The sequence below is a fragment of the Streptomyces sp. iso_384 genome (assembly GCF_056172905.1).
This window is the reverse complement of the sequence record NZ_JBWBTT010000001.1, coordinates 7,891,690-7,915,098: the sequence shown is the minus strand read 5'-3', so window position 1 is coordinate 7,915,098 and position 23,409 is coordinate 7,891,690. Positions and strand designations below refer to the sequence as shown.

20 protein-coding genes and 1 pseudogene are annotated in these 23,409 nt (G+C 70.7%); 12 read left to right on the top strand and 9 right to left on the bottom strand.

What is annotated here, in order from left to right; translation table 11 throughout:
• Nucleotides 1-79: 79 nt before the first annotated feature.
• The 5 genes from hisC (at nucleotide 80) to AC0VY3_RS35935 (ending at nucleotide 9,393) form a co-directional block, all read left to right on the top strand.
• Nucleotides 80-1,159 (top strand): histidinol-phosphate transaminase, encoded by a 1,080-nt coding sequence (gene hisC / locus AC0VY3_RS35955; RefSeq protein WP_475551598.1) that lies wholly within the window; start codon nucleotides 80-82, stop codon nucleotides 1,157-1,159.
• A 286-nt stretch (nucleotides 1,160-1,445) separates the two neighbouring features.
• Nucleotides 1,446-2,957, top strand: a complete 1,512-nt coding sequence (locus AC0VY3_RS35950) for a cytochrome ubiquinol oxidase subunit I (RefSeq protein WP_103508830.1) — start codon at nucleotides 1,446-1,448, stop codon at nucleotides 2,955-2,957.
• 16 nt (nucleotides 2,958-2,973) lie between these two features.
• Nucleotides 2,974-3,975: a cytochrome d ubiquinol oxidase subunit II gene (gene cydB, locus AC0VY3_RS35945; RefSeq protein WP_103508829.1), complete on the top strand. Its 1,002-nt coding sequence runs from the start codon at nucleotides 2,974-2,976 to the stop codon at nucleotides 3,973-3,975.
• Between the two features lie 85 nt (nucleotides 3,976-4,060).
• On the top strand, nucleotides 4,061-7,585 hold the full coding sequence (gene cydD / locus AC0VY3_RS35940; protein WP_475551597.1) for a thiol reductant ABC exporter subunit CydD: 3,525 nt from the start codon (nucleotides 4,061-4,063) through the stop codon (nucleotides 7,583-7,585).
• A 101-nt stretch (nucleotides 7,586-7,686) separates the two neighbouring features.
• Entirely contained in the window at nucleotides 7,687-9,393 is a 1,707-nt protein-coding gene (locus AC0VY3_RS35935) for a GAF domain-containing sensor histidine kinase (protein WP_103508913.1), read from the top strand.
• Nucleotides 9,394-9,449: 56 nt separating this feature from the next.
• On the opposite strand, the gene AC0VY3_RS35930 is transcribed toward AC0VY3_RS35935, so the two are convergent.
• Nucleotides 9,450-10,307: an HAD hydrolase family protein gene (locus AC0VY3_RS35930; RefSeq protein WP_103508930.1), complete on the bottom strand. Its 858-nt coding sequence runs from the start codon at nucleotides 10,305-10,307 to the stop codon at nucleotides 9,450-9,452.
• Nucleotides 10,308-10,456: 149 nt separating this feature from the next.
• Between AC0VY3_RS35930 and AC0VY3_RS35925 the strand changes: the two are divergent.
• A pseudogene (locus AC0VY3_RS35925) lies at nucleotides 10,457-10,702 on the top strand (LLM class flavin-dependent oxidoreductase); the annotation flags it as partial.
• Nucleotides 10,703-10,755: 53 nt separating this feature from the next.
• On the opposite strand, the gene AC0VY3_RS35920 reads toward AC0VY3_RS35925, so the two are convergent.
• The 4 genes from AC0VY3_RS35920 to AC0VY3_RS35905 are packed head-to-tail and all read right to left on the bottom strand — an operon-like array spanning nucleotide 10,756 to nucleotide 13,042.
• Entirely contained in the window at nucleotides 10,756-11,148 is a 393-nt protein-coding gene (locus AC0VY3_RS35920) for a PIN domain-containing protein (RefSeq protein WP_103508915.1), read from the bottom strand.
• Nucleotides 11,145-11,423 (bottom strand): hypothetical protein, encoded by a 279-nt coding sequence (locus AC0VY3_RS35915; RefSeq protein ID WP_258047135.1) that lies wholly within the window; start codon nucleotides 11,421-11,423, stop codon nucleotides 11,145-11,147. The genes AC0VY3_RS35920 and AC0VY3_RS35915 overlap by 4 nt, the downstream gene beginning before the upstream one ends.
• A gap of 49 nt (nucleotides 11,424-11,472) precedes the next feature.
• Nucleotides 11,473-12,678: a hypothetical protein gene (locus tag AC0VY3_RS35910; protein ID WP_258047136.1), complete on the bottom strand. Its 1,206-nt coding sequence runs from the start codon at nucleotides 12,676-12,678 to the stop codon at nucleotides 11,473-11,475.
• A gap of 52 nt (nucleotides 12,679-12,730) precedes the next feature.
• Entirely contained in the window at nucleotides 12,731-13,042 is a 312-nt protein-coding gene (locus tag AC0VY3_RS35905; protein WP_475551596.1) for a hypothetical protein, read from the bottom strand.
• A 100-nt stretch (nucleotides 13,043-13,142) separates the two neighbouring features.
• Between AC0VY3_RS35905 and AC0VY3_RS35900 the strand changes: the two genes are divergently transcribed.
• Nucleotides 13,143-14,036, top strand: coding sequence for an LLM class flavin-dependent oxidoreductase (locus AC0VY3_RS35900; protein ID WP_103508917.1), 894 nt, complete (start codon nucleotides 13,143-13,145; stop codon nucleotides 14,034-14,036).
• A 27-nt stretch (nucleotides 14,037-14,063) separates the two neighbouring features.
• Here the strand turns inward: AC0VY3_RS35900 and AC0VY3_RS35895 are convergent, their stop codons facing one another.
• The 4 genes from AC0VY3_RS35895 to AC0VY3_RS35880 all read right to left on the bottom strand — a co-directional run bounded on the left by AC0VY3_RS35895 (nucleotide 14,064) and on the right by AC0VY3_RS35880 (nucleotide 18,422).
• The gene (locus tag AC0VY3_RS35895) at nucleotides 14,064-14,630 is read right to left on the bottom strand and encodes an RNA 2'-phosphotransferase (protein WP_103508918.1); all 567 of its coding nucleotides are present in this window, start codon (nucleotides 14,628-14,630) and stop codon (nucleotides 14,064-14,066) included.
• A gap of 215 nt (nucleotides 14,631-14,845) precedes the next feature.
• Nucleotides 14,846-15,787, bottom strand: coding sequence for a MerR family transcriptional regulator (locus AC0VY3_RS35890; protein ID WP_103508919.1), 942 nt, complete (start codon nucleotides 15,785-15,787; stop codon nucleotides 14,846-14,848).
• On the bottom strand, nucleotides 15,784-17,556 hold the full coding sequence (locus AC0VY3_RS35885; RefSeq protein ID WP_475551595.1) for an SDR family oxidoreductase: 1,773 nt from the start codon (nucleotides 17,554-17,556) through the stop codon (nucleotides 15,784-15,786). Before AC0VY3_RS35885 ends, AC0VY3_RS35890 begins: the two co-directional genes overlap by 4 nt.
• A complete protein-coding gene (locus tag AC0VY3_RS35880) occupies nucleotides 17,553-18,422 on the bottom strand; it encodes a M24 family metallopeptidase (RefSeq protein ID WP_103508921.1) in 870 nt (289 codons plus the stop codon). The genes AC0VY3_RS35885 and AC0VY3_RS35880 overlap by 4 nt, the downstream gene beginning before the upstream one ends.
• A gap of 292 nt (nucleotides 18,423-18,714) precedes the next feature.
• Here AC0VY3_RS35880 and AC0VY3_RS35875 point away from each other — a divergent pair, with 292 nt between their 5' ends.
• From AC0VY3_RS35875 to AC0VY3_RS35855, 5 genes are all read left to right on the top strand, one after another.
• Nucleotides 18,715-19,755 carry an ABC transporter ATP-binding protein gene (locus tag AC0VY3_RS35875; protein ID WP_475551796.1) on the top strand — a complete coding sequence of 347 codons (1,041 nt, stop codon included), beginning with the start codon at nucleotides 18,715-18,717 and terminating at the stop codon, nucleotides 19,753-19,755.
• A complete protein-coding gene (locus AC0VY3_RS35870) occupies nucleotides 19,745-20,653 on the top strand; it encodes an ABC transporter permease (RefSeq protein ID WP_103508922.1) in 909 nt (302 codons plus the stop codon). Before AC0VY3_RS35875 ends, AC0VY3_RS35870 begins: the two co-directional genes overlap by 11 nt.
• Nucleotides 20,650-21,561 (top strand): ABC transporter ATP-binding protein, encoded by a 912-nt coding sequence (locus AC0VY3_RS35865; protein WP_030077348.1) that lies wholly within the window; start codon nucleotides 20,650-20,652, stop codon nucleotides 21,559-21,561. Before AC0VY3_RS35870 ends, AC0VY3_RS35865 begins: the two co-directional genes overlap by 4 nt.
• 30 nt (nucleotides 21,562-21,591) lie before the next feature.
• Nucleotides 21,592-22,311, top strand: a complete 720-nt coding sequence (locus tag AC0VY3_RS35860; RefSeq protein WP_103508923.1) for an ABC transporter permease — start codon at nucleotides 21,592-21,594, stop codon at nucleotides 22,309-22,311.
• Between the two features lie 335 nt (nucleotides 22,312-22,646).
• Nucleotides 22,647-23,351, top strand: coding sequence for a hypothetical protein (locus AC0VY3_RS35855; protein ID WP_242743306.1), 705 nt, complete (start codon nucleotides 22,647-22,649; stop codon nucleotides 23,349-23,351).
• Nucleotides 23,352-23,409 lie beyond the last annotated feature (58 nt).

The window sequence follows — 23,409 nt, the reverse complement described above, 5'->3', positions numbered from 1 at the left end:
CTCGGGCCATTCGCAGTGGGGCCCAATCCTCATAAGGTGTGCAGTATTGCTGTGAACGGACGGTCGAGGAGGACCTGCGGTGAGCGAGACGAGCCCCAAGCTGCGCGCCGAGCTGGACGGCGTTCCCGCCTATGTGCCGGGGAAGCCGGCGGCGGCCGGTGGACCGGTCGCGTACAAGCTGTCCTCCAACGAGAATCCTTATCCGCCGCTGCCGGGCGTCCTGGAGTCGGCGCTCGCCGCCGCGGGGAACTTCAACCGCTACCCGGACATGGCGTGCACCGGCCTGATGAACGAGCTGGCCGACCGTTTCGGTGTGCCGCTCTCGCACCTCGCCACCGGAACAGGCTCCGTGGGCGTGGCGCAGCAGCTGCTCCAGGCCACCTCCGGGCCCGGCGACGAGGTCATCTACGCCTGGCGGTCCTTCGAGGCGTACCCGATCATCACCCAGGTCAGCGGCGCGACCTCGGTCAAGGTCCCGCTGACCGGCGGCGATGTGCACGACCTCGACGCGATGGCGGACGCGATCACCGACCGGACCCGGCTGATCTTCGTCTGCAACCCCAACAACCCCACCGGCACGGTGGTGCGCCGGGCCGAGCTGGAACGGTTCCTCGACCGGGTGCCGGGCGATGTGCTGGTGGTGCTCGACGAGGCATACAAGGAGTTCATCCGCGACGCCGAGGTGCCGGACGGCATCGAGATCTACCGGGACCGGCCCAATGTGGCGGTGCTGCGGACCTTCTCCAAGGCGTACGGTCTGGCCGGGCTGCGGGTCGGCTTCGCGGTGGCCCACGAGCCGGTGGCCGCCGCGCTGCGCAAGACCGCTGTCCCCTTCGGTGTGAGCCAGCTCGCCCAGGACGCGGCGGTGGCCTCGCTCCGCGCCGAGGACGAGCTGCTGGGGCGGGTCGGCTCGCTGGTGGCCGAGCGCACCCGGGTGAGCGCGGAGCTGGTGCGTCAGGGCTGGACGGTGCCGGAGTCGCACGCGAACTTCGTCTGGCTGCGGCTCGGCGAGCGGACCCTCGACTTCGCGGCGGCCTGTGAGCGGGCCGGCGTGGTCGTGCGGCCGTTCGCGGGCGAGGGCGTGCGGGTCTCGATCGGCGAGGACGAGGGCAACGACCTGTTCCTGAAGGCGGCGGAGGCGTTCCGCGCGGAGCTGTAGCCGCCGGGCGCGCGAGGCGGTTCCTCGCGCGCGGCGGCACTGTACGGCCGGGTGGCCCCGGACCTCGATCGACGAGGTCCGGGGCCCTTCGCGTGGGCGGCGGGAGCCGAGCGCACGGGCTGGGGCCGAAAAGGGGTACCCCCGGCGAAGACTCCGAAAGTGTGTGCGCCATAATTGCTTGTGAATGTGAACGCGTTCACAAGCGTGCCCTGCTTCCTCCCGTAATCGGTGGGACCAAAGGGGCATAGTGCCGGTTCGACCACGGCGATGTAAGGAGACTGACGACGTGGACCTAGCTCTGGCGCCGGAGACCCTGGCGCGATGGCAGTTCGGCATTACCACCGTCTACCACTTCCTCTTCGTCCCCCTGACGATCTCGCTCGCCGCGCTCACCGCCGGCCTGCAGACCGCCTGGGTGCGGACGGAGAACGAGAAGTACCTCAGGGCGACCAAGTTCTGGGGCAAGCTGTTCCTGATCAACATCGCCATGGGCGTCGTCACGGGCATCGTCCAGGAGTTCCAGTTCGGCATGAACTGGTCCGACTACTCGCGCTTCGTCGGCGACATCTTCGGCGCTCCGCTCGCCTTCGAGGCGCTGATCGCCTTCTTCTTCGAGTCCACCTTCATCGGGCTGTGGATCTTCGGCTGGGACAAGCTGCCGAAGAAGATCCACCTCGCCTGCATGTGGATGGTCTCGATCGGCACGATCCTCTCCGCGTACTTCATCCTGGCGGCCAACTCCTGGATGCAGCACCCGGTCGGCTACCGGATCAACGAGGAGCGCGGCCGCGCCGAGCTCACCGACTTCTGGCGGGTGCTCACCCAGGACACCGCGGTCACCCAGTTCTTCCACACCATCACGGCGGCGTTCCTGGTCGGCGGAGCCTTCATGGTCGGCATCGCCGCGTTCCACCTGGCGCGCAAGAAGCACATCCCGGTGATGCGGACCTCGCTGCGGCTGGGGCTGATCACCGTGGTGGTCGCCGGACTGCTCACCGCCGTCAGCGGCGACAGCCTCGCCAAGGTCATGTTCCGGCAGCAGCCGATGAAGATGGCCGCCGCCGAGGCGCTGTGGGACGGTCAGGAGCAGGCGCCGTTCTCGATCTTCGCCTACGGGGACGTCAGCAAGGGCCACAACTCCGTGGAGATCTCGCTCCCCGGGATACTGTCCTTCCTCGCCAACAACGACCCGAACTCCTATGTCCCCGGCATCAACGACATCAACAAGGACTCGCAGGAGAAGTACGGGCCCGGCGACTACCGCCCCAACATCCCGGTCGCGTTCTGGAGCTTCCGCTGGATGATCGGCTTCGGGATGGCCTCCTTCGGCCTCGGTCTGCTGGGGCTCTGGCTGACCCGGAAGAAGTTCCTGCTGCCACCGGCACTGCGGACCGGTGAGGACGAGGTGCCGCATCTGGTCCTGTTCCGGAACAAGGCGCTGAGCCCGAGGCTCACCAAGCTCTACTGGCTCGTCGCGCTCTGGACGCTGCTCTTCCCGCTGATCGCCAACTCCTGGGGCTGGATCTTCACCGAGACGGGCCGGCAGCCCTGGGTGGTCTACGGGGTGCTCCAGACCCGTGCCGGGGTCTCCCCCGGTGTCTCGCAGGGCGAGGTGCTCACCTCGATGATCGTCTTCACCCTGCTCTACGCGGTGCTCGCCGTGATCGAGGTGAAGCTGCTCGTGAAGTACATCAAGGCCGGGCCGCCGGACCTCACCGAGGACGACCTGAACCCGCCCACGAAGATCGGCGGCCACGACGAAGACGACGCCGACCGGCCGATGGCCTTCTCGTACTGAGCACAGGAGCTGAGAGATGGAACTCCACGACGTCTGGTTCGTGCTCATCGCCGTCCTCTGGACCGGCTACTTCTTCCTGGAGGGATTCGACTTCGGCATCGGGGTCCTCACCAAGCTGCTGGCCCGCGACCGCAAGGAGCGCCGGGTCCTGATCAACACGATCGGGCCCGTCTGGGACGGCAACGAGGTCTGGCTGCTCACCGCGGGCGGCGCGACCTTCGCCGCCTTCCCCGAGTGGTACGCCACCCTCTTCTCCGGCTTCTATCTGCCGCTGCTGATCATCCTGTTCTGCCTGATCGTGCGGGGCGTCGCCTTCGAGTACCGCGCCAAGCGGCCCGAGGAGCGGTGGCAGACGAACTGGGAGACCGCGATCTTCTGGACCTCGCTGATCCCCGCGGTGCTGTGGGGCGTGGCGTTCGGGAACATCGTGCGGGGCGTGAAGATCGACGCCGACATGGAGTACGTCGGCAACTTCTGGGACCTTCTCAACCCGTACGCGGTCCTCGGCGGCCTGGTCACGCTCACCCTCTTCACCTTCCACGGGGCGGTGTTCGCCGGTCTCAAGACGGCGGGCGACATCCGGGCCCGGGCCCGCGCCCTGGCGCTGAAGCTCGGTCCGGTCACCGCGGTGCTCGCGCTGGGATTCCTGCTCTGGACCCAGGTCGAGAACGGGGACGGCTGGAGCCTGGGCGCCCTGGTCGTGGCGGTGGTGGCGCTCCTGGCCGCGATCGGGGCCATCGCCAAGGGCCGTGAGGGCTGGTCGTTCGCGTTCTCGGGCGTGACGATCGCGGCGGCGGTCGCGATGCTCTTCCTGACGCTCTTCCCGAACGTCATGCCGTCCTCGCTGAACGACGCCTGGAACCTCACGGTCACCAACGCCTCGTCCAGCCCGTACACGCTCAAGATCATGACCTGGTGCGCGGGCATCGCCACGCCCATCGTGCTGCTCTACCAGAGCTGGACCTACTGGGTCTTCCGCAAGCGCATCGGCACCCAGCACATCGCCGACGCGCACTGACTCCGGTGAGCTGCCGCGGGCCTCGCGGCTCTCGGCAGCTCTCGATCCCGCAGAGCTCACCGACCCCGCCGGGGGGATGTTTCACGTGAAACCGATCGATCCGCGTCTGCTCCACCACGCACGGGCCACCCGCCTCTTCCTGGCGGCCGTGGTGGCTCTCGGCCTGGTCGGCGCCCTGTTGGTGATCGCCCAGGCGATGCTCATCGCCGAGATCGTGGTGGGCGGTTTCGAGGACGGGCTCACGGTCACCGCGCTGCGCACCCCTCTCCTGCTGCTCGCCGCCGTCGCGCTAGGGCGGGCCGTGGTCGCCTGGCTCACCGAGCTGGCGGCCCATCGCGCCAGCGCGGCCGTCAAGTCCGAACTGCGAGGCCGGCTTCTGGAGCGGGCCTCGCGACTGGGCCCCGACTGGCTGAGCGGACAGCGCACCGGTTCGCTCGTCGCGCTGGCGACCCGGGGGATCGACGCGCTCGACGACTACTTCGCCCGCTACCTCCCGCAGCTCGGCCTCGCGGTCGTCGTGCCGGTGGCGGTGCTCGCCCGGATCGTCACCGAGGACTGGGTGTCGGCGGCGATCATCGTCGTCACGCTGCCGCTCATCCCGCTGTTCATGATCCTGATCGGCTGGGCCACCCAGTCCCGGATGGACCGGCAGTGGCAGCTGCTGTCCCGGCTCTCCGGACACTTCCTGGACGTCGTCGCCGGGCTGCCGACCCTGAAGGTCTTCGGGCGGGCCAAGGCCCAGGCCGCGTCGATCCGCACCATCACCTCCGACTACCGCCGGGCCACCCTGCGCACCCTGCGGATCGCCTTCCTCTCCTCCTTCGCCCTGGAGCTCCTGGCGACACTGTCGGTGGCCCTGGTCGCCGTCACCATCGGCATGCGGCTCGTTCACGGCGAACTCGACCTCTACACCGGCCTCGTGGTCCTCATCCTGGCCCCGGAGGCGTATCTGCCGATCCGCCAGGTCGGGGCGCAGTACCACGCGGCGGCCGAGGGCCTCTCGGCCGCCGAGGAGATCTTCGCGGTCCTGGAGACCGAACCCCGCGCCCCGGGCGCCGAGGACGTCCCGGACACGCTGCGCCTGGAGCTGGCGGACGTGACCGTACGCCACGAGGGCCGCGCCGGACCGTCGCTGGACGCCGCGTCGCTCACCGTGGAGCCGGGGGAGACCGTCGCCCTGGTCGGCCCGAGCGGGGTCGGCAAGTCCACCCTGCTGAACGTGGTCCTCGGGTTCGCCGTACCCGACGAGGGACGCGTCCGGGTCGGGGGCCGGGACCTCGCGGAGCTGGACCCGGACCGCTGGCGGAGCCGGATCGCCTGGGTCCCCCAGCGGCCCCACCTCTTCGCGGACACGATCGCCGAGAACGTCCGCCTCGCCCGGCCCGACGCCGACGACGAGGCGGTTCTCGCGGCGCTGCGGGACGCGGGCGCGTACGACTTCGTCGCGGCACTGCCCGACGGGATGGGGACGGCGCTCGGCGAGGACGGCGCCGGGCTCTCCGCGGGCCAGCGCCAGCGTCTCGCCCTGGCCCGGGCGTTCCTCGCCGACCGGCCGGTCCTGCTGCTGGACGAGCCGACCGCGAGCCTGGACGGCGAGAGCGAGGCGGGCATCGTCGACGCCGTACGGCGGCTGGCCACCGGACGGACCGTGCTTCTGGTCGTCCACCGCCCGGCGCTGCTGGCGGTCGCCGACCGGGTGGTGACGCTGGAGCCGCGTACGGGAGCCCCCGCGGAGCCGTACGTGAAGGCGCTCGCGGGCGCAGCGGTCCCGTGGCCCGCCGTGCCCGAGCCCCCCGCCGGGGATGAACTCCCGGACGCGCGAGGGGCGGAGGCCCTCGACCCCCTGGGGACGACCGGCAGCCGCACCGGACGGGTGCTCGCCCGGGTCCGTGCGTCCGCCGGGGCGCAGCGCGGCCGGCTGACCCTGGCCCTGCTGCTCGGCAGCCTGGCCGTCGGGTCGGCGGTGGGGCTCATGGCGGTCTCCGGCTGGCTGATCTCCCGCGCCTCCGAACAGCCGCCGGTGATGTACCTGATGATGGCCGTCACCGCGACCCGCGCCTTCGGCATCGGACGGGCGATCTTCCGCTACGCCGAGCGGCTCGTCTCGCACGACGCCGTGCTGAAGCTCCTCGCCGACCTGCGGGTCTCCGTCTACCGGGGCCTCGAACGCATCGCCCCCGCCGGACTGCGCACCACCCGGCGCGGCGATCTGCTGTCCCGGCTCGTCGCCGATGTGGACGCGCTCCAGGACTACTGGCTGCGCTGGCTGCTGCCCGCCGGTACGGCCCTCGTGGTGGGTACCGCGGCCGCCGGGTTCACCGGCTGGCTGCTCCCGGCGGCGGGCGTGATCCTGGCCGTCGGGCTGCTGGTCGCCGGGGTCGGCGTGCCGCTCGTCAGCGGCGCCTGCGCCCGCCGTACGGAGCGTCAGCTCGCGCCCGCCCGCGCCGCCCTGGCCACCCGGGTCGCCGACCTCCTCGGCTCCACCGCGGAGCTGACCGTCGCGGGAGCGCTGCCCGCCCGGCAGGCGCGGCTGCGTACGGCCGACCGGCTGCTGACCCGGATCGCCTCCCGCGCGGCCGCGGCGACGGCGCTCGGCGGCGGTCTGTCCGCCCTGGTCTGCGGGCTCACCGTGGTGGCCGCCGCGGCCGTCGCCGTCCCCGCCGTGCACGACGGCCGGCTGTCCGGTGTCGCGCTCGCCGTGGTGGTGCTGACCCCGCTGGCCGCCTTCGAGGCCGTCACCGGGCTGCCGCTCGCCGTGCAGTACCGTCGGCGCGTCGCCCGGAGCGCGGAGCGGGTGTTCGAGGTGCTGGACGCCCCCGTGCCCGTACGCGAGCCCGAGAGCCCCGCCGAGGAGCCCGCCTCCCCCTTCCCGCTGGAGGTACGGGGGCTGAGCGCCCGCTACCCGGGTGCGGCGCGGGACGCCCTGTCCTCGCTCGACCTGACGCTGACGCCCGGACGGCGCATCGCGGTCGTGGGCCCTTCCGGTTCGGGCAAGACGACGCTCGCCCAGGTCCTCCTGCGCTTCCTGGACACCTCGGCGGGGACGTACCGGCTCGGCGGAGTCGAGGCGGCCGCGCTGGAGTCGGACACGGTCCGGCGTTCGGTGGGGCTGTGCGCCCAGGGCGCGCACGTCTTCGACAGCACGATCCGTGAGAATCTGCGCCTGGCCCGGCCCGGGGCGACCGACCCCGAACTGCGCGACGCGCTCTCCCGGGCCCGGCTGCTGGAGTGGGTGGCGGCCCTGCCGCAGGGGCTCGACACCTCGGTGGGCGAGCACGGCGCACGGCTCTCCGGCGGCCAGCGCCAGCGCCTCGCCCTGGCCCGCGCGCTGCTCGCCGACTTCCCCGTTCTCGTCCTGGACGAGCCGGCCGAACACCTCGACCTGCCGACCGCCGACGCTCTGACCGCCGATCTGCTGGACGCGACCCGGGGCCGTGCGACGGTCCTGATCACCCACCGGCTGACCGGCCTGGAGGTGGTCGACGAGGTGTTGGTGCTGGACGCGGGCCGGGTCGTGCAGCGCGGACCGTACGCCGAACTCGCCGCCGAGGACGGGCCGCTGCGCCGGATGCTGGAGCGCGAGAGGGAGACGGTGGGGACGGGGGTGTGAGGCCGTGGGCGACGCGAACCGGGCCCCTCACGGCAACATTCTCCGGTCATCGCACGCATTCTCGACTTTCGCCCCTTATCGCCACTAACTAGGCTCGGGCCATGGCAGAGCCCGATCCGAAGGACTCCCTCGACGCCGCCACCCGGGCCACTCGCAGCCTCCAGGGGCTGTCCACCGAGCTGACCGCGCGGGTGCCGCAGCTCCTGGAGGCGATGCGTTCGGTCGGCGCGGGGCTGGAACTGCACTCCACCCTGGACCGGATCTGCGAGACGGCCGCCGAGCTCGCCCACGCCCGGTACGCCGCGATCGGCGTCGTCGACGAGCTGGGCGAGGGCCTCTCGGACTTCGTCACGTACGGCGTTCCGCAGGAGATGGCCGAGGCGATCGGGCGGCGGCCCGACGGCCACCGGGGCCTGCTCGGCGCGCTGATCCACGACCCCGACCCGGTCCGTCTGGCCGACCTGTCCACCGACCCCAGGTCCGCCGGATTCCCGGCCGGGCACCCTCGGATGCGCAGCTTCCTGGGGGTGCCCATCCGGGTCCAGGGGGAGATCTTCGGCAACCTCTATCTGACCGAGAAGCGGCACGGCGCGGAGTTCAGCGACTACGACCTCCACATGGTCCGGGTGCTCGCCACGGAGGCCGGGATCGCCATCGGCAACGCCCGGCTGTACGAGGCGGCGCGGCAGCGGGAGCACTGGATCGACGGCTCGGTCGCGGTGACCACGGCGCTCCTGTCGGGCGGGGACGCGGACGAGGCGCTGTCCGTGGTCGCCGAACAGGCCCGCCGGCTCGCCGACTCCGCCGCCGGGATCGTGCTGCTGCCCACCGGGGAGGGCGGTCTGGAGATCGTCGCCGTGTCGTCCGACGACCCCTCGTCCTCGCTCGGCGTGATCATTCCGCCCCGAAGCGCGGTGGTGGCGAAACTGCTCGCGGGCGAGGCGGTGTTCATCGACGACTCGGCCACCGACAGCCGGATGATCACCAGACTGGCCGACCGGTTCGGGCCCAGCATGATGCTGCCGCTGCACAGCGGCGGCCGGGTGCTCGGCGCGCTGGCCACCCCCCGGTCCCGGGGCGCGCGCCCGTTCACGGAGAGCGAGCGGACACTCGCCACCCAGTTCGCCTCCCAGGCGGCGCTCGCGCTGATGATGGCCGAGGCGCAGCGGGACCGGGAGCGGCTCGCGGTGTACGAGGACCGTGACCGGATCGCCCGCGACCTCCACGATCTGGTCATCCAGCGGCTGTTCGCCACCGGGATGATGCTGGAGAGCGCCCAGCGCCGGTCGGTGGTGCCCGAGGTGCGGACCGGGGTCGGCCGGGCGGTCGACGAGCTGGACGTGACGATCCAGGAGATCCGTACGGCCATCTTCGCCCTCCAGCAGGAACCGGCCGAGGCCCCGTCGGGGCTGCGCACCCGCGTCCTGCGGGAGATCAACATGGCGGCCGTCCCGCTCGGCTTCAAACCCTCGCACCGCTTCCTGGGGCCGGTGGACTCGCTCGTCGGCGAGCTGACCGGAAAGAACCTGGTCGCCGCGTTGCGCGAGGCCCTCTCCAACGCGTTCCGGCACGCGGGGGCGTCGCTGATCGATGTGGTCGTCGACGCGACGGTGACCCTGCCGGACGGGCGGGCGGCGGTGCGTCTCTCGGTCGCCGACGACGGGGTGGGCATCCCGGAGGACGGCCGGCGCAGCGGACTGCGCAACCTGGCCCGCCGAGCCGAGTCGCTGGGCGGGTCGAGCCGGATCGAACCGGGGATCGGGGAGGGGGGCGGCGGTACGACGGTGGTGTGGGAGGCACCGTTGTGAGGACGGTGGAGCGGGTTCCCCGGCCCGGTCTGCCGAAAGGTTTCAGCAGAGTCGTTTCAGCGGGTTTCTGTTAGGCCGGCGAGGATCCGCTCGATGACGAGGGCCACCCCGTCCTCCTCGTTGGTGGCGGTCCGTCCGGAGGCGGCGGCCACCGCGTCGGGATGGGCGTTGCCCATCGCGAAGGAGGCCCCGGCCCAGCGGAGCATCTCGATGTCGTTGGGCATGTCGCCGAAGGCGACCACCTCGGCGGGCGCGATGCCGCGCTCGGCACAGCAGGCGGCGAGCGTGGTGGCCTTGGAGACGCCGAGCCCGCTGACCTCCAGGAGCGCGGAGGGGCTGGACCGGGTGAAGGCGGCCCGGTCGCCGGCGGCGGTGCGGGCCAGGCCGAGGAAGGCGTCGGGCGCCAGCTCGGTGTGGTGGGCCAGCAGCTTGATCACCGGCGCGCCGACGCCCGGGGCGTCCTCGTGCAGCAGCTTCTCGGCGACGGCCACCGTGGCGCCCGGGTCCAGGTGGAAGGGCGGGTAGGCCGGCTCGTAGTTGATGCCGGTGGTCATCTCGACGGCGAAGGAGGTGCCGGGGGCCGCCTCGCGCAGGCTGCGCACGACGTGCAGGGCGGCGCCGCGTTCCAGCGGCCGCACGGAGAGCAGGTCGCCGTCGGTCCGCAGATCGGTGACCACGGCGCCGTTGGCGCAGATCGCCGTTCCATGGCTCTGGACGTGGTCCCGTACGACGTCCATCCAGCGGGCCGGCCTGCCGGTGACGAAGAAGACCTCGATCCCGGCCTCCTCGGCCGCCGCGAGGGCCGCGACCGTACGCGCGGACAGCGTCTTGTCGTCGCGCAGCAGGGTGCCGTCGAGGTCGGTGGCGATCAGCCGGGTCACGGCGGGGAGAGGCGCATCGGTCACTGAGGTCACCGGGCCATTCTCGCCCACGAAGGCGCACGGGCGTGCGGAGGGGCGCACATCTGAGTGCAAACGCCCCTGAGCTGCGGAACATTCCTCCGGCATATGTCACAGGTCATCGGGGCGTCGACGGGCCCACGCACGGCCGTAGGCTCGTGGGCATGAACCTCCGCCTGAGCACCGTGATCCTGCCCGTCCACCGCTGGCACGAGGGCGGTCGTGACCGCTGGCAGCGCGCGGAGGAGCTGGGCTTCCACACCGCCTACACCTATGACCACCTGTCCTGGCGGAGCTTCCGGGACGGCCCGTGGTTCGGCGCGCTGCCCACGCTCACGGCCGCGGCGACGGCCACCGAACGCCTGCGGCTGGGCACCCTCGTGACCTCGGTCAAGCCTCGTTGGCCTATCGCGTGCTGACCTGCGGAAACGCAACAAGGATGCAGGAAGGGCCGACGCCGCGCTCAGATCGGTTCGACGGCGATGCGGGGGAGGCAGAGTCGGCGGAGGTCGTCCGTGTCGCTCGTGATCACAGTAACGTCGCCGTGTTCCATGTGGGCCGTGGCCGCGAGCATCGCATCAATGGCGTACTTGTGGCCGTGCAGGCTTTCCGCGGCGAGCAGTCTGCTTGCCGCACGTGCGATCTCCTCCGTGACAGGGCGCACCTTGGCCAGGGAAGCGGCATGGTCGAACGCCGCCTGCGGCACCTTCGGGTCGCGCGCCTCCACCAGCGTGGCGGCACTCGTCACGACGAGCAGGTCCAGTCTGCGGGCGACGTCCAGCCATACGGTCATGTCGCGGTGCCGACGGGAGAGCTTGGAGAGGGCCTCGCTGTCGAGAACGAGAGTCCCGCTCATGCGGCGTCTGGAGCGGACTCACCGCGGTGGGCGGCATGGTGGGCGCGGATGCGCTCGGCCTTGTCCGACACCTCGGCAGGGTCGACAGGGCCATGCTCCGCTTCAGCGGTGGCGATGTACTCGTCGATGGCCTCGCGCTGGAGCTGCCGCTGTACGGCCTCCTCGATATAGGAGGAGACGCCTTGCTTGCCAGCGCGCGCGCGGATCGCCTCCAGGGTCTCGGCTCGCAGGGAAACGCTGGTGACTCGGGTCTTGCCGGGGCGAGGCGTGTCCATAGGGGGAGTGTAGTACATGGCCTATTAACTGGTCGCCGCTCCACAGTGACTAACGGCTGCCGGCAGCGAGCCTGCTGAGGCGATCGCTGATGACGGAGACGCCCGGACGAGGCTCTTTCGCGTAGTACCAGGGCTTCCGTCGGCGCAGCAGCGTCTCGCCGTGCTCGCGCCAGGTGAACCCGGGTTTCCGCAGGAGCTTCCGGAATACCTCGTCAGCGGCCTGCGGGTGAGCGGCGGCCAGACGGCGGATCGGCAGTGGCGTGATCGACTCCTCGCGCAGGTATGTGCGCAGCAGGCCCTGGTGCCGGCTGCGGCCCACCAGAGTGGGGTCTGCGAAGAGGTCCCGCAGCATCCCGTAGTCGGCGTAGAAGTTGAGTCCGTCGACCTGGTCGTAGATGACGCCGATGGTGTCCGAGTCCGCCAGTTCTGACGGCAGCTCGAAGAAGGGCAGGTCCAGGCCGGGGAGCCGCCTGCGCCGGGCTCGACCGGGCTGTGCGGCGACGGCTGCCTCTTGGCGGTGGCGGTAGTAGGCGTTGAGGAGGTCCTCGGCTTCGGCAGGCGGAAGGACCAGTTCGTCGCCGCCGCAGAACTCGACGAACGCGGCCCGGTCCTCGCGCATCCGCTGCCACCCCTGCTCGATCTTTTCAGGGTTGCGGAAGACCAGTTCAGGTTGGTGCGTAGCCAGTTGCAGGGCTGCATGGGCGATCTCGGCGGCGCTGGACCTGGGGTAGCTCGTCATCGCCCCGGACACCAACCACGCCCCGCCGGCCGAGTGGACAGGCACCAGGCAGGTATGGAGGAATCCACCCTTGGACACGCCGCGGAACGCCGCCCGCCCGACGTTCGAGTACGTGCGGTACTCCAGGTCGTCGACAAGGTTCAGCAGGATGACGGCATCCCCATCCTTGCGCCGGATCTCGAAGACGCCCTCGACCGGGTCACACCAGCCGAGCAGCATCTCCCGGTCGGCCGCGGTCAGGTCCTTCCGGCCGGCGACGAACCGGTCCACCACGGTCGAACCGTCCGGCAGGCGGTACCGCAGGATGAAGTGGTCGGTGATCCGGATCGCCTCGCCCTCGTCCAAGTGCCGTTCAGGCCCGGCGGCCTCCAGCAGGAGGGGTGTCAACCACCGGTCGAAGCGGGCACTCTGCGCGAAGGCGACCAGCCGCCCTTTCAATTCGGCGCTGCGCTCGATGAGATCGTTCAGCGACGGTTCACCAGCATGCAGATCCGTGCCTTGTACGGGCTCAGCCACGTTCAACCCTTTCGTGCGAGCCAGTTCCGCGTGAAGTGAGAGGTGTCCGGCCTCAGCCGGCCCAGTGACGGTACGCCTCGACCCACTCCACCCCCTTGGGCGCCGGGTCAGGCGGCGGCAGCTCCAGGATTCCGATCGACTGCCGCACACGGCCATGCGAGCACAAGGCGACGATCCTGTCGTCGGGCGTGAGGTCGACGCCGCGCACCGTCACCTCGACGCCGAGAACCGTGGTGGTGAAGGGCACGGCGAGGTTCTCCTCGAGCATGGTGAACAGACCGGTCCGCTGTTCGTCCTCGCCGCAGGCGTCCACCGTCGCCTCTTCGATCATGGCCTCAAGCTCGGCCCTGTCCAACGTGCCCACGACGCCACGGTAGCGGCCCCATAGCGACGTCGAAGCGGCTTCCTGAATCTGCTCCGTCGGCATATCCGTGGCAGCGGGAGGCCCGCGTATCGTCGGGGTCATGCGTCTGAGCACGGTGATCCTCCCCATCCACCGATGGGCACAAGGACAGAAGACCTGGCGGCGGGCCGAAGAACTCGGGTTCCACGCCGCGTATACGTACGACCACCTGTCGTGGAGGTCGTTCCGGGACGGGCCGTGGTTCGGGGCGGTCCCCACGCTGACGGCGGCAGCGACAGTAACGGAGAGTATGCGATTGGGTACTCTCGTCACCTCGCCGAACTTCCGCCACCCGGTGACGCTGGCCAAGGAGCTGATCTCCCTGGACGACATCTCGGGCGGCCGGATCACCCTCGGCATCGGCGCCGGGGGCAACGGCTTCGACGCCACCGCGCTGGGCCAGGAGGCCTGGACCCCGCGCGAACGGGCCGACCGCTTCGCGGAGTTCGTGCCGCTCCTGGACCGGCTGCTCACCGAGGGCGCGGTGACCGAGCGCGGGGCGCACTACGCCGCGGAGGAGGCCCGCAACATCCCCGGCTGCGTCCAGCGCCCCCGGCTGCCCTTCGCGGTCGCCGCGACCGGGCCGCGCGGTCTGCGGCTGGCCGCCCGCCACGGGCAGGCCTGGGTCACCACCGGCGACCCCAAGCTGTACGAGAGCGGCACCCCGGAGGAGTCACGGGCCGCGCTGCGGGCGCAGAACGAGAAGTTCACGGCGGCCTGCGCGGAGATCGGCCGGGACGCCGCCGAGCCGGACCGGATCCTGCTGACCGGTTTCACGCCGGACCGCACCGCCCCGCTGGAGTCCGTGGAGGCCTTCGTCGACTTCGCGGGGCGCCATGCGGAGCTGGGCTTCACCGAGATCGTCGTCCACGCCCCGATCCCGGACTCCGACTTCGACGTCGACCCGAAGGTCTTCGAGCGCATCGCGACCGAGGCGCCCGCGCAACTGGCGTGACCCGTACGGTTCCTGCCGCTGCGGCCCTCAGCCGCGCAGGAGCAGGAACTGAGGCGGTACGGCGTCGGCGAGCCAGACCCCGTTGGCGGTGACCCGGAAGACATGGCCGACGCGGTGCATCGCGCCCGCGTCCACGGTGAGGACGAGGGGGCGGCCCCGGCGGGCGCCGACCCGGGTGGCCGTCTCCCGGTCGGGCGAGAGGTGGACGTGGTGGCGGGCCATGGGGCGCAGGCCCTCGGCCCGGATCGCGTCCATCACCCGGGCGACCGTGCCGTGGTAGAGGTACGCGGGCGGCTCGGCCGGCGGCAGGTCCAGGTCGACGGTGACGGTGTGGCCCTGGTTGGCGCGGATACGGTCTGCCCCGGTGCCGCCCGCCGCGCCGCCCTCGATGGTGAAGCGGCGCTTGTCGTTGGCGGCGACGACGTGGTCGAGCTCGGCGCGGGAGAAGGCGAACCCGTGCCGAGCCGCGGCGCGCAGAAGCTCCTCGACCGGCACCCAGCCGTTCTCGTCGAGGGTGAGGCCGATGCGTTCCGGCTGGTGCCGCAGATGCTTCGAGAGGTACTTGGACACCTTGACGGTGCGACGTTCGTCCATGGCGTCAGAGTGCCCGTGGCGAGCTGATCGGTGCATCCGCATTTCGCCTCGTCGCCTCGTCGCCTCGTCGCCTCGTCGGTTCTTCGGTTCTTCGGCTTTTCAGCTCCTCGTTCTTCTGTGATTCCTCGGTTCTTCTCCTTCAACAGGTTTGATCCACAGTCAACTTGAGTTATCCACAGGGTATTTAGCGATTCTGTGGACAACAGCCTTGAGATTTAGGGGCTTTCGCCAACATTGCCCTCTTTGGCGTGAGTTGTCGCGAGGTGGTCCAACGTGCGTGCCTGCACCTCTCGTTCGGTGGCCGCCGTGATGAACTCCGCCAGCCGGTCCGCGCCGACCAGATCCTGTACGGCCTGTGTCGTCCGGGCCGGCAGCAGCACGGGGCGGGTCGCGTCCTCGGTGATCGTGCTCCCCTCCGCCCCGAGGTGGTGGTGCAGATGACGGGTGGCGAACGTCCGCATGGCACGGGCCAGTTCGGCGTCCACGGTCTGCTGGGCGAGGGGCCTCAGCCGGCGCACCAGGGCAGCCGCCTCGGCCGCGGCCGCGTCGGTGGGTGGCAGATGGCCGAGATAGCGGGCGAAGACGTGCTCGGTGGTGAACTCCAGGAATCGGGACGCTATGTGTTCCACCTGGCCGCGAAGCTCCCGCAGATGACCCGAGATTGCCGTCAGCGGCACCCCGGCCGCATACAACTCGACTGCGACGGCGAGCTCTTGCGGGCTGGGTACGAGGAACTCGTCGTCCCGGCCCGGCACGCGCTCCAGCACGCCGAGCTCCACCGCCTCGGCGATGGCCTCGTCGTCCTGTCGGCCGCCGAACCGCGCGTCCAGCTCCCGGCGGCTGATCCGGTCGGCCTCCTCGTCCGTCCACGGGCCGTGCACCTCCGCGACGAGCCCGAGCACCCCGCCGAGCCCCCGCCCCGCGTCCCACGCCTCCAGCAACTCCTTGATGCTGGCCAGGGTGTAGCCCCGGTCGAGCAGGTCCGCGATCTGCCGCAGCCGGGTCAGATGGGTCTCCCGGTACACATTGGCCCGCCCGCGCCGCTCGGGCGTCGGGAGCAGCCCCCGGTCCTGGTAGGCGCGGATCGTGCGCACCGTGGCCCCGCTGGCGTGGGCCAGGTCCTCGATGCGGTACTCGGCGGCCGCGGCGCCGGTCACAGCGGAGGCTTCAGCCGGGCGACGGACCGCAGGGCCCCGGGGCTCAGCCGGGACAGCAGCCTGGCCCCGCGCGCCTCCGGGGTCACCGGCACCACGGCCTGGTTGCGCACGACCGCCCGCAGGATCGCGTCGGCCACCTTCTCCGGCGGGTAGTTGCGGCGTCCGTAGAACCGGCTCGTCCGCTTCTGCAACCGCTCCTCCTCCGCCGCGTCGGCCCCCGCGAAACGTGTGGTGGCGGTGATGTTGGTGTTGACGATGCCGGGGCATATCGCGGTGACCCCGATCGACTTCTCCGCCAGCTCGGCCCGCAGACACTCGCTGAGCATCAGCACGGCCGCCTTCGACGTGCTGTACGCGGGCAGCGCGCGGGAGGGCTGGAAGGCCGCGGCCGAGGCAGTGTTGACGATGTGGCCGCCCTGGCCGCGGTCCGCCATCTGCTTGCCGAAGATCCGGCAGCCGTGGATGACGCCCCACAGATTGACGTCGAGGACCTTCTTCCACTCCTCGCTGGTGGTCTCCAGGAAGGAGCCGGAGAGCCCGATCCCGGCGTTGTTGACCAGGACGTCGACGATGCCGTACTCGGCGGCGACCCGGGCGGCGAGCTTCTCCATCGCCGCCTCGTCGCTGACGTCGACCGCCTCGCCCCAGGCCGCGGGCGCCCCGATCAGCCGCGCCATCTCGGCGGTCCGGGCGGCCCCTTCCGCGTCGCGGTCCACGGCCACGATCCGGGCGCCCGCCTCGGCGAACGCGAACGCCGTGGCCCGCCCGATCCCCGAGGCCGCGCCCGTCACCAGGACCAGCTGACCGCCGAACCGCTGCGCATAGGGGCTCTTGGCCGCCGGCTGCTGCACGGGTGCGCCGTCCCGCCCGGCGGACTCGTTGGCGGTGACGAACTCGTCGATCCAGGAGGCCAGCTGGTCCGGGCGGGTGCGGGGCACCCAGTGCTTGGCCGGGATCGAGCGGCGTACCAGCGCGGGAACCCAGTCCTCAAGACCGTCGTAGAGCCGCTCCGAGAGGAAGGAGTCCCCGGTAGGCGTGATCAGCTGGACCGGTGCGTGGGCGTAGGCGTCCGCGCGGGGCCTGCTGAGGCGGGCGCGGACGTTGTCGCGGTAGAGCCAGGCCCCGTGTGCCGCGTCGTTCGGCAGGGAGGCGGTGGGGTAGTCGCCCGCGGGCACCTTCTCCAGCCGCTCCAGGATCCGGGGCCACCGCCTGCCGAGCGGACCGCGCCAGGCCAGCTCCGGCAGGACCGGCGTATGGAGCATGTACACATACCAGGACTTGGCGCCCTGGCCGAGGAGTTGGCCGACCCTGCGCGGGGTGGGGCGGGACATCCGGCGTTTGATCCAGTGCCCGAAGTGGTCCAGGGACGGACCGGACATCGAGGTGAAGGAGGCGATCCTGCCCTCGGTCCGGCCGACCGTGACGAACTCCCAGGCCTGTACGGACCCCCAGTCGTGACCGACCACGTGCACCGGCCGGTCCGGGCTGACCGTGTCGATCACGGCGAGGAAGTCGTCCGTCAGCTTCTCCAGGGTGAAGCCGCCGCGCAGCGGTTTCGGGGCGGTGGACCTGCCGTGCCCCCGCACGTCGTACAGCACCACGTGCCACTGCTCGGCCAGCCGGGCGGCGACGTCCGACCAGACCTCCTTGCTGTCCGGATAGCCGTGGACCAGCACCACGGTCGGCCGGCCCGCGTCGCCCAGCTCGGCGACACACAGCTCGACGCCCCCCGTGACCACGCGTCGCTCACGTGCTTGGGACAGATTCACGCCGCCACCTTCTCCTCGGCCCAGCGCCGCACGTGCGGCAGATCGTCGTCCAGCCAGAAAGCGGTCTGCTCGGGGTCCTTGGAGTCGGTGACGACCAGGATCTCCTCGAACTTCGCGCCCGTACCCCGGAATCCGAGGTGGGGTTCGACCGCCCACAGGCCCGGCTGCGGCGGGTGGTCGGAGAAGCGGTAGGGGCTCCACAGCGGCGACCAGCCGTCCCGGTGACCGTGCAGGGCGTCGCTCAGCAGCCCCTTGAGGGACTGCGTGCCGAAGCCGAACACCCGGGGCGACCAACGGCGTTCGGCGACGCGGTCGACCTTGTGGGCGATCACGCCGAAGGGGTAGGCCCGGTGTCTGTTCGCGTACCCCTGCGCGGTCATGAGGCGTTCGACGTTCTCGTAGATCTCGCGCAAGGAGCGGCGCTCGCGCACCTCCCGCAGGATCAGCGCGCGGTGGGCCTCCAGGTCGGCCAGCAGCTTGTCGTGCAGCGGATTGAGTCCGAGGCACCCCGAATACCCGACATCGGCGGTGAACCCCTTGTACACCGGGGCCATGTCGAGGATGAACGGCATCCCCGGCTCCAGCTTCCGGTCGGTCGGAAAGAACTGCAGCGGCACCCTGAACCCGGCGAACGCCGTACGGTCGCCGAACCATGCGAACGGCAGGTGGAACCAGTCACGCACACCGCGCTCGCGCAGCCACACGCGCTGCATCCGGGCCGCCTCGCGCTCGGTCACCCCCGACCGCAGCTGACCGGCGACCGCCTCCGCGCAGGCGTAGGCCAGGCGTTGGACTTCTCTGAACCCCCGCAGTTCCCGGGCGAGGTCGCCCCGCACCGCCGAGGTCGTGCCGGTCAGGCCCGCCATGCCAGTCGTTCCCGTCATGCCACCGTCCGTTCCCTGCCGTGTGCGGTACGTGCCCGTAACGTGACACTGATGAATGTGACAATGTCCGGCGGCTGCGTCAAGGGGTGTGCACGGCCTGTGGACAACGGCCTGTGGACAACGCCGGCTCCGCGGCGGGTCCATGGCGCCTCCCCCTACGGGCGTGTACGCCTGGAGTCTGACGCGGATCCAGCCGTCAGGGCTGACGACCTCTGTGGTCCGCGCCACTAACGTCTCTTCCGTGACAGCCGTAATCGCTACCGAAGCCCTGAGCATGCGGTTCCCCCGGGTGACCGCGCTTGACCGGCTCACGTTGGACATCGGACCGGGTGTGACCGGTCTGGTGGGTTCCAACGGAGCCGGCAAGTCCACACTGATCAAGATCCTGCTGGGTCTCTCCCCCGCCACCGAAGGCCGGGCCGCAGTGCTCGGGCTCGACGTCGCGACCAGCGGCGCCGCCATCCGGGAACGGGTGGGGTACATGCCCGAGCACGACTGCCTGCCGCCCGACGTCTCGGCCACCGAGTTCGTCGTGCACATGGCTCGCATGTCGGGGCTGCCGCCCACGGCGGCCCGCGAGCGCACGGCCGACACCCTGCGCCACGTCGGCCTCTACGAGGAGCGCTACCGCCCGATCGGCGGCTACTCGACCGGCATGAAGCAGCGGGTGAAGCTGGCCCAGGCCCTCGTCCACGACCCCCAGCTGGTCCTGCTCGACGAGCCGACCAACGGTCTGGACCCGGTCGGCCGGGACGAGATGCTCGGCCTGATCCGCCGGATCCACACCGACTTCGGCATCTCCGTGCTGGTGACCTCGCATCTGCTGGGCGAGCTGGAACGCACCTGCGACCACGTCGTCGTCATCGACGGCGGAACGCTCCTGCGCTCCAGTTCCACCAGTGACTTCACCCAGACCACCGCGACCCTCGCGGTCGAGGTGACGGACAGCGACACCCACCCCGACGGCACCGGCGCACTGCGCAAGGCCCTCACCGACGCCGGGGTCACGCTCATCGGCCTCGACGGGATCGACACCCAGGGGCTGCCGGGCGCGGGCCACATCCTGCTGATCGAGGCGGTGGGCGAGGAGACGTACGACCTGGTGCGCGACAGCGTCGCCGGGCTCGGGCTCGGCCTGGTCCGCATGGAACAGCGCCGCCACCACATCGCCGAGGTCTTCCGTACCGAACAGGACGCGGCGCACGCCGCCGTCCCGGCCGCCGTCGGCTCCGTACAACAGGCCACGCAACAGGCCGTACCGCAGCCCGCTCAGCAGGTCGTCCAGCAGAAGGGAAGCGGTCGCGATGAGCGCTGAGACCAAGGCCGCGGCCGGGCGCGAGGCCTCCCGGATCCACAACATCGGCTACCGCTCCTACGACGGGCCGCGGCTCGGCCGGGCCTACGCCCGCCGCTCCCTGTTCTCGCAGACCCTGCGGGGCTCCTTCGGACTGGGCCGTTCCGCCAAGTCCAAGGTGCTGCCCATGCTGCTGTTCGGCGTGATGGCGCTGGTCGCGGCGATCCTGGTGGCGGTCTCCATGGCCGCGCCGGACGCCACCAAGCTGGTGGTCAAGTACACCTCGTACGCGATCTACCTCCAGGCCGTCATCGGCCTGTTCATCGCCGCCCAGGCACCGCAGGCGGTCTCCAGGGACCTCCGCTTCAAGACCGTGCCGCTGTACTTCTCGCGGCCCATCGAACGCGCCGACTACGTGCTCGCGAAGTTCGCCGCCACCGCGACCGCGCTCTTCATCCTCACCGGCGCACCGCTGCTCATCCTCTATGTGGGCTCGCTGCTCGCGAAGTTCGACTTCGCCGACCAGACCATGTGGTTCGGCCAGGGACTGGTGTCGGTGGCGCTGCTGTCCGTGCTGTTCGCCGGGCTCGGCCTCGTGATGGCCGCCCTGACCCCGCGGCGCGGCTTCGGCGTCGCCGCGGTGATCGCCCTCCTGACCATCACCTACGGCGCCGTCTCCACGATTCAGGCCATCGCCTGGGAGACCGGGTCGGAAGGCGCCGTGCAGTGGCTCGGCCTGTTCTCGCCGATCACGCTGATCGACGGCATCCAGACCGCGTTCCTCGGCGCGACCTCCGCCTTCCCCGGAGGGGAAGGCCCGGGGGCCGGCACCGGTGTGGTCTACCTGTTCGCTGTTCTCGCGCTCGTCGCCGGCTCGTACGCCGTCCTGATGCGCCGCTACCGGAGGGCCGGGCTGTGACCACCATCGAGATCGACCACACCTCGCGCTGGTTCGGCAATGTGGTCGCCGTCAACGACGTCTCCATGACCGTGGGGCCCGGCGTCACCGGACTCCTCGGCCCGAACGGCGCCGGAAAATCCACTCTCATCAACATGATGGGCGGATTCCTCGCCCCCTCGACGGGGAAGGTCACGCTCGACGGACGGCCGATCTGGCGCAACGAGGCCGTCTACAAGGAGATCGGCATCGTCCCGGAGCGGGAGGGGATGTACGACTTCCTCACCGGCAAGGAGTTCGTCGTCGCCAACGCCGAACTCCAGGGTCTGGGCGGGGCCGAGGCGCAGAAGGCGCTCGCCACGGTGCAGATGGAGTACGCGCAGGACCGCAAGATCTCCACGTACAGCAAGGGCATGCGCCAGCGCGTGAAGATGGCGTCCGCGCTGGTCCACGAACCCTCGGTGCTGCTGCTGGACGAGCCGTTCAACGGCATGGACCCGCGCCAGCGGATGCAGCTGATGGAGCTGCTGCGGCGGATGGGGGCCGAGGGGCGCACGGTTCTGTTCTCCTCCCACATCCTCGAAGAGGTCGAGCAGCTGGCCTCGCACATCGAGGTGATCGTGGCGGGCCGGCACGCCGCGTCCGGCGACTTCCGGAAGATCCGCCGGCTGATGAAGGACCGGCCGCACCGCTATCTGGTGCGCTCCAGCGACGACCGGGCCCTGGCGGCCGCGCTCATCGCCGACCCGTCCACAGCCGGCATCGAGGTCGACCTGACCGAGAAGGCGCTGCGCATCCAGGCCGTCGACTTCGGGCGGTTCACCGAACTGCTCCCGAAGGTGGCCCGTGAGCAGGGCATCCGGCTGCTCACCGTCTCACCGTCCGACGAGTCCCTCGAATCGGTCTTTTCCTACCTCGTAGCGGCCTGAGTAGTGGCCTGAAAGGAGCTGTGCACCGTCATGTACGACCCCACAGTCGCCCGGCTCACCTACCGGGCCCTGCTCGGCCGGCGCCGGGCCGCCATCCTGTTCGTCCTGCCCGCGCTGCTGCTGGTCATCGCCGCGGCCGTGCGCATGTTCGCCGGGGCCGATGACCAGGTCGCCTCGAACGTCCTCGGCGGTTTCGCCATCGCCACGATGGTGCCGCTGATCGGCGTGATCGCGGGCACCGGGGCGATCGGCCCCGAGATCGACGACGGCTCGATCGTCTACCTGCTCGCCAAGCCGGTGAAGCGGCCCACGATCATCTTCACCAAGCTGATCGTGGCCATTGCGGTGACCATGGTGTTCTCCGCCCTGCCGACGCTGCTCGCGGGCCTGATCCTCAACGGCAACGGCCAGCAGATCGCCGTCGCCTACACGATCGCGGCGCTGGTCGCCTCGATCGCGTACAGCGCCCTGTTCCTGCTGCTCGGCACGGTCAGCCGGCACGCGGTCGTCCTAGGCCTGGTCTACGCCCTGGTCTGGGAGGCCCTCTTCGGCAGCCTGGTGGCCGGTGCGCGGACGCTCAGCGTCCAGCAGTGGTCGCTCGCGGTCGCCCAGAAGGTCGCGGGCGAGGGCGCGGTGACCTCGGAGGTCGGCCTGCCGCTCGCCACGGTGCTGCTGGTCGCGGTCACGGTCGCCGCCACCTGGTATGCGGGCCAGAAGCTGCGGGTGCTGAAGCTGGCGGGCGAGGAGTGAGGCTTCCGGCCTGAGTGCCTGAGTGCCTGAGTGCCTGAGAGCCTGAGAGCGCGTACGCCCGGACGACCCCCGCCCTTCCTGAAGAGGGCGGGGGTCGTCGTATGACCGGACAGGTGTGCGCGTAACCGTACGTTTATCGGGTCGTTGGGCAGGGTGCGTGGAGGCAACTGGAATCCGTGGCGTCGTAGCGATCGTGAAATCGGGGAGTGCCGGCGCCGGGTGAGGCTCAGCCCGCCGGACCGGTCATCGAGTGAGTGGCAACCGTGAGCGTCCTCCACCCCTGAAGCCCGGGGTGTGGGCCGTCCTCGTCATTCCCTCGTACGAAAGGCACACCCATGCCCACGGAAGTCGCCCTGCTCGAATCGCGCGCGCTGCGCGGCGAGCAGATGGGGCGCGTCGACGTCCTCGACAAGGTGAAGAGCCTTGTCATGCTCCCGGACGGAATTCACGTTCGCACAGAGGACGTGGCTCGTTACTTCGAAGTATCCACAGAGGTCGTGAAGAAGGTGACGCAGCGGCACCGGGCGGAGGTCGAGGAGAACGGCCTCACCCTGCTGCGCGGCGCTGAGCTGCGAGTCTTCCATAGGGACATGTTGTCCCTATGGGAGGGAGAGGGGTGGGAAGGTTATCCACAGGCAGTCACGCAGCTGACCCTCTACACCCGCCGAACCGTCCTCAACATCGCGATGCTTCTTCGCGACAGCGACATCGCTCGCTGCGTGCGCACCTACCTCCTCGACGCCGAGGAGGAGCTGCGCACGCAGTACGCCTCCCTCGACCAGCGCGTCACGCGCATCGAGAGCTGCCTCACCGGCGTCGGCAGTGCGCTGCAGGAGCTGGGGCCGGTGCTGATGCGGATGTCGGAGCGGCTCGACAGCCTCGACCGGAAGGTGGAGATGACGCACCAGGTGGTCGGGGCGATGAGCCTGCGGCTGACGGACGTGCAGCAGGACGTCGTGCGGATGGACGGGCGGATGGACGCCTTCGCCGGGCAGCTGAAGGATCTGCGCCGCCGTAACGGGCCGCGCGGGCAGCGCTGAGCGAAGCGGCCCCGACACCGTGGGTACGGTGCCGGGGCCGCTGTCGCGCTGTCGGGGC

What these genes read in the sequence shown, in the direction of transcription:
- cydB (WP_103508829.1), top strand. Translation starts at nt 2,974, where the DNA reads ATGGAACTCCACGACGTCTGGTTCGTGCTCATCGCCGTCCTCTGGACC.
- AC0VY3_RS35935 (WP_103508913.1), top strand. Translation starts at nt 7,687, where the DNA reads ATGGCAGAGCCCGATCCGAAGGACTCCCTCGACGCCGCCACCCGGGCC.
- AC0VY3_RS35920 (WP_103508915.1), bottom strand. Translation starts at nt 11,148, where the DNA reads ATGAGCGGGACTCTCGTTCTCGACAGCGAGGCCCTCTCCAAGCTCTCC.
- AC0VY3_RS35915 (WP_258047135.1), bottom strand. Translation starts at nt 11,423, where the DNA reads ATGGACACGCCTCGCCCCGGCAAGACCCGAGTCACCAGCGTTTCCCTG.
- AC0VY3_RS35900 (WP_103508917.1), top strand. Translation starts at nt 13,143, where the DNA reads ATGCGTCTGAGCACGGTGATCCTCCCCATCCACCGATGGGCACAAGGA.
- AC0VY3_RS35895 (WP_103508918.1), bottom strand. Translation starts at nt 14,630, where the DNA reads ATGGACGAACGTCGCACCGTCAAGGTGTCCAAGTACCTCTCGAAGCAT.
- AC0VY3_RS35880 (WP_103508921.1), bottom strand. Translation starts at nt 18,422, where the DNA reads ATGGCGGGCCTGACCGGCACGACCTCGGCGGTGCGGGGCGACCTCGCC.
- AC0VY3_RS35875 (WP_475551796.1), top strand. Translation starts at nt 18,715, where the DNA reads ATGCGGTTCCCCCGGGTGACCGCGCTTGACCGGCTCACGTTGGACATC.
- AC0VY3_RS35870 (WP_103508922.1), top strand. Translation starts at nt 19,745, where the DNA reads ATGAGCGCTGAGACCAAGGCCGCGGCCGGGCGCGAGGCCTCCCGGATC.
- AC0VY3_RS35860 (WP_103508923.1), top strand. Translation starts at nt 21,592, where the DNA reads ATGTACGACCCCACAGTCGCCCGGCTCACCTACCGGGCCCTGCTCGGC.
- AC0VY3_RS35855 (WP_242743306.1), top strand. Translation starts at nt 22,647, where the DNA reads ATGCCCACGGAAGTCGCCCTGCTCGAATCGCGCGCGCTGCGCGGCGAG.